Origin of the sequence: Rhodococcus sp. ARC_M6, assembly GCF_022810305.1 — a bacterium.
Lineage (GTDB): Bacteria > Actinomycetota > Actinomycetes > Mycobacteriales > Mycobacteriaceae > Rhodococcus_F.
Map to the genome: position 1 here is coordinate 54,744 of NZ_JALGQH010000015.1, position 11,565 is coordinate 66,308.

Sequence of the window (11,565 nt, forward strand, 5' to 3'; positions counted from 1 at the left end):
ATGAGCCAGACTGCAAACCAGAAAGCCAAGCGGATTCCGCTGGGCAAGGATGCGTCCACCAAGCGTCGTCTCTCGAAGACGCGTCGTCACTTCCGTCTTCGCAAGAAGGTGTCCGGCACGCCCGAGCGTCCCCGTTTGGTCGTCAACCGGTCCTCGCGTCACATCCACGTTCAGCTCATCGACGACCTGGCAGGCCACACGTTGGCTTCCGCGTCGACGATCGAAGCCGACGTGCGAGTGGCCGAAGGCGACAAGAAGGCTGCGAGCGCAAAGGTCGGTCAGCTGATCGCCGAGCGCGCCAAGGCTGCCGGCGTGGAAGCAGTTGTCTTCGACCACGGCGGACACGGCTACCACGGTCGCATCGCGGCTTTGGCAGACGCGGCTCGCGAAGGCGGGTTGAAGTTCTGATGACTAACATTTTCTACGGAAGGACAGCCTGATGCCGGGACGTCAAAGGCGTGACGGCGGAAGCGGACCCGCCGGACAGAATGGCCCCAACAGCGGTGACAATGCCAACGCTCGTGGGGACAACCGCGGTGGCGGCCGTGACCGTCGCGACGGTGGACGTGGCGGAAACGCTGCAGAGAAGTCGCAGTTCATCGAGCGCGTTGTCACGATCAACCGCGTTTCCAAGGTCGTCAAGGGCGGTCGTCGCTTCAGCTTCACCGCTCTGGTGATCGTCGGAGACGGCAACGGACTCGTCGGCGTCGGCTACGGAAAGGCCAAGGAAGTTCCCGCGGCCATCCAGAAGGGTGTCGAGGAGGCTCGCAAGAGCTTCTTCCGCGTCCCGATGATCGGCAACACCATTACTCACCCCGTTCAGGGTGAGGCTGCTGCCGGTATCGTCATGCTCCGCCCGGCAAGCCCCGGTACCGGCGTTATCGCCGGTGGCGCGGTGCGTGCCGTACTGGAGTGCGCTGGAATCGCGGACATCCTGTCCAAGTCGCTCGGTAGTGACAACGCCATCAACGTCGTTCACGCGACCGTTGCTGCGCTCAAGGGTCTGCAGCGTCCCGAGGAAGTTGCGGCTCGCCGCGGCTTGACCCTCGAAGAGGTTGCACCCGCCGGCATGCTGCGCGCTCGCGCACAGGCTGCTGGGAGTGTGAAGTAATGGCAGATCTCAAGGTCACTCAGATCAAGAGCATCATCGGGACCAAGCAGAACCAGAAGGATTCTCTGCGCACGCTCGGTCTCAAAGGCATCCGTCAGACCGTTGTTCGTGAGGACAACGCACAGAACCGCGGTCTGATCAACGTGGTGCGCCACCTCGTAACAGTTGAGGAGGTCTAACCATGACCATCAAACTGCATCACCTGCGCCCCGCACCCGGATCCAAGTCCAACAAGATTCGTGTTGGTCGTGGTGAAGGTGGCAAGCGCGGTAAGACCGCAGGCCGCGGCACCAAGGGCACCAAGGCACGTAACACCGTGCGCGTGGGCTTCGAGGGTGGACAGATGCCGCTTCACATGCGTCTGCCCAAGCTCAAGGGCTTCAAGAACCCCTTCCGCACCGAGTACCAGGTCGTCAATGTCGGCGACATCGCCCTGCTGTTCCCCGAAGGTGGAGCAATCACGGTCGAGGATCTCGTTGCCAAGGGCGCAGTCCGCAAGAACCAGCTCGTCAAGGTTCTGGGCGACGGCGAACTGACAGTTGCCATTCAGGTGACCGTCAACAAGTTCACCGGCTCTGCCAAGGAAAAGATCGCTGCTGCCGGTGGTACCACCACCGAGCTGTGAGTGATCGCGCGTAGCTAGTTCGATGGCCACAGCGCAGCATTTGCTGTGCTGTGGCCATCGGCATCTACGCTAGATTTGGCTATGAAGGCGCCCCCGCGAAGGGACCCGAACGGTTGGTTGTATCTTCGGCTTACCCGATTTTCGTGGTCTGCCCGCTTAGTTCCCATATGTGGCTGTTAGAGTTCTGAAATTCGGCAGATCAATCGGTCTGTCTCCCTACCGTCGTGCCAGGAGGATCTTTGCTTTCCGCCTTCGTTTCGGCCCTCAGGACCCCCGACCTGAGGCGGAAGATCCTTTTCACCCTCGGCCTCGTTGCCCTGTATAGGGTCGGCGCTCTTCTTCCGTCCCCGGGTGTGGACTACGCCCGTGTGCAAACCTGCATCGACATCGCCAATTCAGGTGACTCAGCAGGTATCTACTCGCTGATCAACCTGTTCTCCGGTGGAGCGCTGCTGCAGCTATCCGTGTTTGCTATCGGCATCATGCCGTACATCACGGCGAGCATCATCGTGCAGTTGCTGACCGTGGTCATCCCGAAGTTCGAGGAACTTCGGAAGGAGGGTCAGTCCGGCCAGGCCAAGATGACGCAGTACACGCGTTACCTGTCCATCGCCTTGGCTGTGCTCCAGTCGACGGGCATCGTTGCGCTCGCAGCTAGGGGCCAGCTACTCCAGGGTTGCGATGACATCATCGCGGACAAGTCGATTTTCGGTCTGATCATCATTGTGCTGGTCATGACTGCCGGTGCAGCCCTCGTCATGTGGTTCGGTGAAATCATCACCGAACGTGGCGTCGGCAACGGCATGTCGCTCCTGATCTTCGCCGGTATCGCTTCGCGAATTCCGGGTGAGGGTAGTTCCATCCTCAGCAGTCGTGGCGGTCTCGTATTCGCTTTGGTCTGCTTCGCGGCACTCCTGATCATCGCCGGCGTCGTCTTCGTCGAGCAGGGTCAGCGTCGTATCCCGGTGCAGTACGCAAAGCGCATGGTCGGACGTAAGATGTACGGCGGGTCTTCGACCTACCTGCCTCTCAAGGTCAACCAGGCCGGCGTCATCCCCGTGATCTTCGCGTCGTCGCTGCTGTATCTGCCAAACCTGATCGCGCAGCTGACCTCGGCGAGTACTGCCGTCGATCCCAGCTGGTGGCAGCGGATGATCAACACCTACCTGGTCAACCCGGCCAACCCGGTGTACATCCTGATCTACTTCGGTTTGATCGTGTTCTTCACTTACTTCTACGTCGCCATCACCTTCAATCCTGAAGAGCGTGCCGACGAGATGAAGAAGTTCGGCGGATTCATCCCAGGTATTCGTCCGGGTCAGCCGACCGCGGATTATCTCAACTACGTGCTGAGTCGCATCACCCTGCCAGGTGCGATCTACCTTGGCACCATTGCTGTTCTGCCCAACCTGTTCCTCGATATGGGGAGCGGCGGTGGCGCGCAGAACCTACCGTTCGGTGGCACCGCGGTGCTGATTATGGTCAGCGTCGGCCTCGACACGGTCAAGCAGATCGAGAGTCAGCTAATGCAGCGTAACTATGAAGGGTTCCTCAAGTGAGACTTGTCCTCCTTGGTCCTCCCGGTGCCGGCAAGGGCACCCAGGCCGCGATCCTGTCCGAGAAGTTCGGAGTTCCCCACATCTCCACGGGTGATCTGTTCCGCGCGAATATCGGCCAGGCCACCGCTCTCGGCGTGGAAGCAAAAAAGTACATCGATGCCGGCGAACTCGTTCCCAGCTCGATCACGAATGACATGGTGAAGGCTCGTGTGTCCGAACCGGACGCTGCCAACGGTTTCCTGCTCGACGGGTTCCCGCGTTCGGTCGAGCAGGCAGAGGCACTCGAAGGCATCTTGAAGGATCTCGATGCCAAGCTCGACGGTGTTCTTTCCTTTGTGGTCGACGAAGATGTCGTGGTCGAGCGCATGCTCGCCCGCGGTCGTGCCGACGACACCGAAGACGTCATCCGCAATCGACTTCGGGTGTACCGCGACGAGACATCACCGCTGTTCGACTATTACAAAGACAGCGTCGTCTCCGTTGACGCCATCGGCGAGGTCGAAGAAGTCAATGCACGCGCACTGGCAGCGTTGGCCAAGTAATGGTCTTCGGGCGTAAACGCAAGGTTGTTCCGTTCCGCTCCGCGGGCGAACTCGATGCGATGGCTGCGGCCGGCGCGATCGTAGGTTCGGCATTGGTGGCGGTACGCGCTGCGGCAAAGCCCGGTGTCAGCACCCTCGAGCTGGATGCGGTGGCAGAATCTGTGATCCGCGATGCCGGCGCAGTTCCTTCGTTCCTCGGGTACCACGGTTTTACCGGTTCGATTTGTTCCTCGGTCAACGACCGCGTCGTTCATGGAATCCCGACGGCCGCGGACATCCTGGCCGAAGGGGATCTGGTGTCGATCGACTGTGGCGCAATTCTCGACGGCTGGCATGGTGACTCGGCGTGGACCTTCGGCGTCGGCAAGCTGAGCGAAGCCGACGAACAGTTGAGTGAAGCAACACGGTTGTCGATGGATGCCGGTATTGCCGCGATGATCGCCGGCAACCGACTCACGGATGTGTCGCACGCAATCGAACTGGGCACGCGTGCAGCTGAGAAGTTGCACGGCCGAACCTACGGAATTGTCGACGGCTACGGTGGGCACGGTATCGGGCGCGAGATGCATATGGATCCGTTCCTCGCCAACGAAGGGGCCCCGGGAAAGGGTCCTGAGTTGGTCATCGGTTCCTGCCTCGCTATCGAACCGATGCTGACGTTGGGAACCACGGATACGGTGATTCTCGACGACGACTGGACTGTGGTTACGGCTGACGGTTCACGTGCCGCTCATTGGGAGCACACAGTTGCCGTCACCGAGGACGGTCCGAGAATCTTGACACTTCGACCGGAGTAATTCGGATCGGATGCTCGACAAGTGTTGGTGGCGAGAGTAATTCGCTTGCAGAAAGTCCCGGCCCCGCAGGGGGTCGGGACTTTTTTCTTGCTCTCGGCTTCGGTGTGAAGGTCGACACGACGAGGCGAGTGGGGGAGGCGCATTTGGCCTGGTCGTTCTTCTCGCGTAGCATAGCTAGGCGGTGCGCCATGCGTGTCGACAGCTTGTGTGTGTAGGACTGCCGCTACGGGGAATCACCGCACCAGTCGATGTAAAAATCATGTCGATGAAGAAACCATTGCGTGCCAATGTAACGGAAGCCGATGCACGAAGCATGCCAAACCAAACGGATCGCGGAGGATATGGCTAAGAAAGACGGGGCCATCGAGGTCGAAGGACGAGTAGTCGAGCCGCTGCCCAATGCAATGTTCCGCATTGAGCTCGAGAATGGCCACAAGGTCCTCGCCCACATCAGCGGAAAGATGCGTCAGCACTACATTCGCATCCTCCCGGAAGATCGCGTTGTCGTAGAGCTTTCGCCCTACGATTTGTCGCGCGGACGCATCGTTTACCGCTACAAGTAACGAACTTCCCGGACCTGACCTGGGTCAGGGAGAAGTACGTCTGCCGTGGTTCGTCCTGGCAGGCTGCGACAAAACAGGAGATCAGAAGACGTGAAGGTTCATCCGAGCGTCAAGAAGATCTGCGAAAAGTGCAAAGTTATCCGTCGTAACGGTCGGGTCATGGTGATCTGCGAGAACCTGCGTCACAAGCAGCGTCAGGGCTAGATCGAACTTTTCGAAGATCTGCTTGGCAACAAGCAAAGAAGACCTCCCAGTACCAGCCATTGTTGACGAGACCCCACGCGATCGTTCACCGATCGACAAGGTCGGACAATGGTTCACCCCCGGCACGGAGGCCGGGGCCCCACTGAGTTAGTTGATGAGATCACCTACGCCTTACGGCGTCGGTACTCGGCAAGAGGCACAGGGGATGGGCCGGGAGCAGACCTCCGCACACCGATAGGAAATGCCGACATGGCACGTCTCTCTGGTGTTGATCTTCCTCGCGAAAAGCGTATGGAGATCGCACTGACATACATCTACGGCATCGGCCGTACCCGCTCCAAGGAAATCCTTGACGCCACCGGCGTCAACCCGGATCTCCGGAGCAAGGACCTCTCGGACGAGGACCTGGCAAAGCTCCGCGAGTACATCGAGGAGTCGCTCAAGGTTGAGGGTGACCTTCGCCGCGAGGTTCAGGCCGACATCCGTCGCAAGATCGAGATCGGCTGCTACCAGGGCCTGCGCCACCGTCGTGGTCTGCCCGTGCGTGGTCAGCGCACCAAGACCAACGCCCGTACCCGTAAGGGTCCGAAGCGCACCATTGCCGGCAAGAAGAAGGCGAAGTAATGCCCCCGAAGTCACGTAGCACCGGTCCGAAGAAGACCCAGAAGGCGCGTCGCAGGGATAAGAAGAACATCCCGCACGGCGCTGCTCACATCAAGAGCACCTTCAACAACACCATCGTGTCCATCACGGACCCCGCCGGAAATGTCATTTCCTGGGCGTCCTCGGGACACGTCGGCTTCAAGGGTTCGCGTAAGTCGACTCCCTTCGCCGCTCAGCTCGCTGCTGAGAGCGCTGCCCGCAAGGCGCAGGAGCACGGTGTCAAGAAGGTTGACGTCTTCGTCAAGGGACCGGGTTCGGGTCGCGAGACCGCGATTCGTTCACTCCAGGCTGCAGGCCTCGAGGTCGGCACCATTTCCGATGTAACTCCCCAGCCGCACAACGGCTGCCGTCCGCCCAAGCGGCGTCGGGTATAAGCGGGAAGGAATAGGTAGAAAATCATGGCACGTTATACCGGACCCATCACCCGCAAGTCGCGTCGTCTGCGCGTCGACCTCGTTGGAGGCGACCAGGCATTCGAGCGTCGCCCGTACCCGCCCGGACAGCACGGCCGCGCGCGTATCAAGGAGAGCGAATACCTGCTCCAGCTGCAGGAGAAGCAGAAGGCTCGCTTCACCTACGGCGTCATGGAGAAGCAGTTCCGTCTGTACTACAAGGAGGCGAACAACCGCCCCGGTAAGACCGGCGAGAACCTGCTTCGCATCCTTGAGTCGCGTCTCGACAACGTCGTGTACCGCGCAGGCCTCGCTCGCACTCGCCGTCAGGCACGTCAGCTGGTCACGCACGGTCACCTTCTCGTGAACAACAAGAAGGTCGACATTCCCAGCTACCGCGTTTCGCAGTACGACATCATCGATGTCAAGGAAAAGTCGCTCACCACGCTTCCGTTCCAGGTTGCACGTGAGACCGTCGGCGACCGCCCGGTTCCCGCATGGTTGCAGGTTGTCGGCTCGCGTCTGCGGATCCTGGTTCACCAGCTTCCCGAGCGCGCGCAGATCGATATTGCTCTGCAGGAACAGCTCATCGTCGAGTACTACTCGAAGTAAGGCGTTTCGCTCTCTGTGAGTGGTTGCGGAGTCTTCGGACTTCGCAACCGCTCGCAGGGCGCAAGCCCTTTCTGCCCCATCGTGGGCGTCAAATAGTGGACGCCCGTACAGGAGGAAATACCAATGCTCATTTCTCAGCGACCCACGCTGACCGAAGAGGTCATCGCTGATAACCGCTCGAAGTTCGTCATCGAGCCCCTGGAGCCAGGTTTCGGGTACACGCTCGGCAATTCGCTGCGCCGCACGCTGCTCTCGTCGATCCCCGGCGCTGCTGTCACCAGCATCCGTATCGACGGAGTTCTCCACGAGTTCACCACGGTCCCCGGAGTCAAGGAAGATGTCACTGACATCATCCTGAACCTCAAGGGCCTGGTCGTGAGCTCCGAAGAGGACGAGCCGGTCACCATGTACGTCCGTAAGCAGGGCCCCGGCGCTGTTACTGCAGGCGACATCGTGCCCCCGGCTGGCGTCATCGTGAACAACCCTGATCTGCACATCGCCACCCTGAACGACAAGGGAAAGCTGGAGATCGAGCTCGTAGTCGAGCGCGGTCGCGGCTATGTCCCCGCCGTCCAGAACAAGGCGTCCGGCGCAGAGATCGGCCGTATTCCGGTCGACTCGATTTACTCGCCGGTGCTCAAGGTCACCTACAAGGTGGAGGCCACTCGCGTCGAACAGCGCACCGACTTCGATCGGCTCGTTCTCGACGTGGAAACGAAGAATTCCATCACTGCACGGGACGCGCTCGCTTCTGCGGGCAAGACCCTGGTGGAGCTCTTCGGCCTGGCCCGTGAGCTGAACGTCGAAGCAGAAGGCATTGAGATCGGACCCTCGCCTGCCGAGGCCGATCACATCGCTTCCTTCGGACTCCCCATCGAGGATCTGGACCTCACCGTCCGTTCCTACAACTGCCTCAAGCGCGAAGGTGTTCACACCGTCGGTGAGCTTGTCGGCCGTACCGAGTCCGATCTGCTCGACATCCGCAACTTCGGACAGAAGTCCATCGACGAGGTCAAGGTCAAGCTGCATTCGCTCGGCCTGTCCCTCAAGGACAGCCCCGCATCCTTCGATCCCACCACCGTTGCCGGCTACGACGCCGCCACCGGAACGTGGAGTGACACCGATGCCGGTTCCTTCGGCGATGCCGAGGGTACCGAGGACTACGCCGAGACCGAACAGCTGTAGCAGCTCAGGTCCTTTACTAGGAGATCATCATGCCCAAGCCCAAGAAGGGTGCCCGCTTCGGCGGGTCGGCTTCGCACCAGAAGGCGATTTTCGCCAATCTGGCTACCGCGCTCTTCGAGCACGGTCGCATCACCACCACCGAGTCCAAGGCCAAGGCACTGCGCCCCTACGCCGAGAAGCTCGTCACGCACGCTAAGGCCGGCACGCTGGCTCACCGTCGTGAGGTTCTGAAGGTCATCCGTAACAAGGATGTCGTTCACACCCTGTTCGCCGAGATCGGCCCGTTCTACGCGGACCGTCCCGGTGGATACACCCGCATCACCAAGACGGTCCCCCGCAAGGGCGACAACGCTCCGATGGCAATCATCGAGCTCGTCAAGGAAAAGACCGTCACCTCCGAGGCTGACCGCGCACGTCGCGTCCAGGCTTCGCAGGACGCACCGGTAGAAGCAGCTGTTGAAGCTGAGTCTGCTGCTGTCGAGGCTGACGTCACCGAGGTTGTGGAGGCCGACGAGGCCCCCGCAGCCGAAGAGGCCAAGAAGGACTAGTTCCCTTGGTTTCAGCACACGCTGAATCGAATGAGCCCGCCGCCCCCCTCGGGGACGGCGGGCTCGTTCGATTGCGTCTCGACATCTCCTACGACGGAACCGATTTCTCCGGCTGGGCCAGGCAGACCGATCTACGCACAGTGTGCGGCGAGATCGAGGATCGGCTTGGAACTGTGCTGCGGCTTCCGGTTCAGTTGACCGTCGCGGGCCGGACAGACGCCGGAGTACATGCGAGCGGCCAGGTCGCGCACGTCGACGTACCGGCAGACCTGTTGCCCGAGGATCCGTCCCGGTTGGTCCGTCGACTGGCTCGATTCCTTCCGAAGGACGTTCGGGTCCGAGAGATTACTGTTGTGCCCGCCGATTTCGACGCTCGGTTCTCTGCGATGCGACGTTATTACGAGTACCGGGTGTCCAATGCTGCGTTCGGAGTTGAACCGCTCAGATCCCGCGATATCGTTTCCTACCCGAAGCAGTTGGATCTCGCTGCTATGCAGGAAGCGTCGCAGCGACTGCTGGGACTCCACAATTTTGCCGCGTTCTGTAAGCGTCGCGAGGGTGCGACCACGGTACGCGAGCTTCAGCGTTTCGACTGGGCACAGGACGGCACGGTGTTCACGGCATACGTGAACGCAGATGCGTTCTGCTGGTCGATGGTTCGGAGCTTGGTCGGCGCGGTCCTGTCCGTCGGCGAAGGGCGTCGAACCTCCGATTGGTTGGCCGGACTGCTCGACGAAACCTCGCGGTCGAGTTCGATTCTGGTAGCGCCGGCACATGGTTTGTCGTTGGTGCGGGTCGACTATCCCGATTACTCGGAACTGGCTGCTCGCAACGCGATTACGCGCGAGACGCGTGAGCTGCCCTCGGCCGGCGGTTGCTGCGGCGACTGAATCCTGATGTACGACGCCCAAGCTCGGAGCGATATCTCAGTACGATGCCTTCCCACTTCTCTGAAGTGGGAAGGCATCGTCATATCCAGGTCTATCCTGCGAGCTGGCGCGCAATCACCAGTCTCTGAATCTGATTGGTGCCCTCGAAGATCTGCGTGATCTTGGCTTCACGCATGTAGCGTTCGACCGGGAAGTCCTGGGTGTAGCCATACCCGCCGAATACCTGAACCGCGTCGGTCGTGACCTTCATCGCGGCGTCGGTGGCAATGAGCTTGGCAACGCTGGCGTTGCGGGAGTACGGAACTCCGGCGTCTCGGCGGCGTGCGGCATCGAGATAGGTAGCGCGGGCCGAGTCGACGGCAGCAGCCATATCTGCAAGAACAAATCCGAGGCCTTGATGATCGATGATTCGCTTGCCGAAGGCCTTGCGCTCCTTGGCGTAGGCAACGGCATCGTCAAGGGCGCCCTGGGCAATGCCGACAGCGACGGCAGCGATTCCCAAGCGGCCGGAATCGAGGGCACTGAAAGCGATGGGGAGTCCTTGGCCGCGTTGTCCGATGAGGCGCTCGTCCGGGATGAAGGCGTCGTCGTAATTCGCGGAGGCGGTCGGGACGGCGCGCAGCCCCATCTTTTCTTCAGGCTTTCCGAAGCTGAGGCCTTGGGTGTCCTTGTCGACCAGCAGGCAAGAGATGCCGCGGGATCCGTCGTCGCTGGTTCGGGCGAACAAGTTGTAGAAGTCAGCCTTGCCGCCGTTGGTGATCCACGCTTTACTGCCGTTGACGAGGTATCCGCCGTCGACGGGAGCAGCCTTGCAGGACAGTGCTGCGGCGTCGGATCCTGCCTGAGCCTCGGAGAGGCTGTACGCGCCGATAGTGTTGCCGCCCAGCATGTCCGGTAGCCATCGGTTCTTCTGTTCATCGGTCCCGAAGGTGAACAGTGGGAAGCAGGAGAGGCTGTGCACGCTGACAGCGACAGCAACTGCAGCCCAACGCGAGGCGATCTCTTCGAGAACCTGGAGATAGACCTCGTAGGGTTGATCTCCGCCGCCGAATTCTTCGGGGTAGGGCAGACTCAGGAGCCCGGCTTGGCCGAGGGCGGGAAAGACCCCCTCCGGGAACTTTTCGGCTTTCTCGTACTCGCTGACCTTGGGTGCAAGAACCTTGTCGGCTACATCTCGGGTCAGCTCGATGAGATCGCGTGCTTCTTGGCTGGGCATCAGACGTTCGACCGGCACTGTCGACTCCTGTTTCTGTAGTAGTACTGCAGACGATACTGCAGTACTCTTTTGAGTATGGCAAGGGTGACGGCACGCAGGGCACAACTATTCGATCAGTTGGTAGCACTCTTTCTGGACGAAGGATTTGCGCACCTGACGCTCGACGAAATCGCTTCGCGCCTGCACTGCTCCAAGAGCACGCTGTACACGGTTGCGGCTGGCAAAGACGACCTGGTCCGGGCAGTCACGGTTTATTTCTTTCGCGCTGCGACCGACGCGGTCGAAGAGGCAGTCGCGGCCCAGGTGGATCCACTGGCGCAGGTCACCGCGTACCTCGAAGCCGTGGGTGACCAGCTTTCCAAGGCCTCTCATCAGTACATGGAGGACCTTGCCGGGTCCTCGCCCGGGCGTCAGGTGTACGAGAAGAATACGTCGATTGCGGCGGATCGGGTCCGCGAACTAATTGTTCGTGGCGTTGCAGTCGGGGCATTTCGCGAGGTGCATGCATCGTTTGTCGCCGACGCCGCAGCGACGACTATGGTTCGGATTCAGCAGCGTGAGGTGTACCTTGCAACGGGCCTCGACGATGCGCAGGCATATCGGGAACTCGCGGGACTCATCACGACCGGGATCTCCGCAACAGTCCACCGATAGCATC

17 protein-coding genes are annotated in these 11,565 nt (G+C 60.6%); 16 read left to right on the plus strand and 1 reads right to left on the minus strand.

Translation table 11 applies throughout. The features are described from left to right. The 15 genes from rplR to truA all read left to right on the plus strand — a co-directional run bounded on the left by rplR (position 1) and on the right by truA (position 9,691). Entirely contained in the window at positions 1-408 is a 408-nt protein-coding gene (rplR, locus tag MTX36_RS16730; RefSeq protein WP_243620849.1) for a 50S ribosomal protein L18, read from the plus strand. A gap of 31 nt (positions 409-439) precedes the next feature. Then, a complete protein-coding gene (rpsE, locus tag MTX36_RS16735; protein WP_094271919.1) occupies positions 440-1,111 on the plus strand; it encodes a 30S ribosomal protein S5 in 672 nt (223 codons plus the stop codon). Beyond that, on the plus strand, positions 1,111-1,290 hold the full coding sequence (rpmD, locus tag MTX36_RS16740; protein WP_003940751.1) for a 50S ribosomal protein L30: 180 nt from the start codon (positions 1,111-1,113) through the stop codon (positions 1,288-1,290). The genes rpsE and rpmD overlap by 1 nt, the downstream gene beginning before the upstream one ends. A 2-nt stretch (positions 1,291-1,292) precedes the next feature. Then, positions 1,293-1,736, plus strand: coding sequence for a 50S ribosomal protein L15 (gene rplO, locus MTX36_RS16745; protein WP_094271920.1), 444 nt, complete (start codon positions 1,293-1,295; stop codon positions 1,734-1,736). A gap of 239 nt (positions 1,737-1,975) precedes the next feature. Continuing rightward, the gene (gene secY, locus MTX36_RS16750; RefSeq protein ID WP_243620850.1) at positions 1,976-3,295 is read left to right on the plus strand and encodes a preprotein translocase subunit SecY; all 1,320 of its coding nucleotides are present in this window, start codon (positions 1,976-1,978) and stop codon (positions 3,293-3,295) included. Beyond that, entirely contained in the window at positions 3,292-3,837 is a 546-nt protein-coding gene (locus MTX36_RS16755) for an adenylate kinase (protein ID WP_094271921.1), read from the plus strand. Before secY ends, MTX36_RS16755 begins: the two co-directional genes overlap by 4 nt. Further along, positions 3,837-4,634 carry a type I methionyl aminopeptidase gene (map, locus tag MTX36_RS16760; RefSeq protein ID WP_243620851.1) on the plus strand — a complete coding sequence of 266 codons (798 nt, stop codon included), beginning with the start codon at positions 3,837-3,839 and terminating at the stop codon, positions 4,632-4,634. Before MTX36_RS16755 ends, map begins: the two co-directional genes overlap by 1 nt. A 341-nt stretch (positions 4,635-4,975) precedes the next feature. Further along, positions 4,976-5,197, plus strand: coding sequence for a translation initiation factor IF-1 (gene infA, locus MTX36_RS16765; RefSeq protein ID WP_003418601.1), 222 nt, complete (start codon positions 4,976-4,978; stop codon positions 5,195-5,197). Positions 5,198-5,287: 90 nt separating this feature from the next. Continuing rightward, positions 5,288-5,401 carry a 50S ribosomal protein L36 gene (gene rpmJ / locus MTX36_RS16770; RefSeq protein WP_094271923.1) on the plus strand — a complete coding sequence of 38 codons (114 nt, stop codon included), beginning with the start codon at positions 5,288-5,290 and terminating at the stop codon, positions 5,399-5,401. A gap of 249 nt (positions 5,402-5,650) precedes the next feature. Beyond that, positions 5,651-6,025 (plus strand): 30S ribosomal protein S13, encoded by a 375-nt coding sequence (gene rpsM / locus MTX36_RS16775; protein ID WP_033231363.1) that lies wholly within the window; start codon positions 5,651-5,653, stop codon positions 6,023-6,025. Further along, positions 6,025-6,438, plus strand: a complete 414-nt coding sequence (gene rpsK, locus MTX36_RS16780; protein WP_094271924.1) for a 30S ribosomal protein S11 — start codon at positions 6,025-6,027, stop codon at positions 6,436-6,438. The genes rpsM and rpsK overlap by 1 nt, the downstream gene beginning before the upstream one ends. Before the next feature lie 24 nt (positions 6,439-6,462). Beyond that, the gene (rpsD, locus tag MTX36_RS16785) at positions 6,463-7,068 is read left to right on the plus strand and encodes a 30S ribosomal protein S4 (RefSeq protein WP_094271925.1); all 606 of its coding nucleotides are present in this window, start codon (positions 6,463-6,465) and stop codon (positions 7,066-7,068) included. Between the two features lie 123 nt (positions 7,069-7,191). Next, on the plus strand, positions 7,192-8,253 hold the full coding sequence (locus MTX36_RS16790; protein ID WP_094271926.1) for a DNA-directed RNA polymerase subunit alpha: 1,062 nt from the start codon (positions 7,192-7,194) through the stop codon (positions 8,251-8,253). A gap of 29 nt (positions 8,254-8,282) precedes the next feature. Beyond that, positions 8,283-8,801, plus strand: a complete 519-nt coding sequence (rplQ, locus tag MTX36_RS16795) for a 50S ribosomal protein L17 (RefSeq protein WP_094271927.1) — start codon at positions 8,283-8,285, stop codon at positions 8,799-8,801. Positions 8,802-8,806: 5 nt separating this feature from the next. Next, positions 8,807-9,691 carry a tRNA pseudouridine(38-40) synthase TruA gene (gene truA, locus MTX36_RS16800; RefSeq protein WP_243620852.1) on the plus strand — a complete coding sequence of 295 codons (885 nt, stop codon included), beginning with the start codon at positions 8,807-8,809 and terminating at the stop codon, positions 9,689-9,691. 91 nt (positions 9,692-9,782) lie between these two features. On the opposite strand, the gene MTX36_RS16805 is transcribed toward truA, so the two are convergent. Further along, entirely contained in the window at positions 9,783-10,925 is a 1,143-nt protein-coding gene (locus MTX36_RS16805) for an acyl-CoA dehydrogenase family protein (protein ID WP_243620853.1), read from the minus strand. 57 nt (positions 10,926-10,982) lie between these two features. On the opposite strand from MTX36_RS16805, the gene MTX36_RS16810 reads away from it, so the two are divergent. Continuing rightward, entirely contained in the window at positions 10,983-11,561 is a 579-nt protein-coding gene (locus tag MTX36_RS16810; protein WP_243620854.1) for a TetR/AcrR family transcriptional regulator, read from the plus strand. The last annotated feature ends 4 nt before the right edge of the window (positions 11,562-11,565 follow it).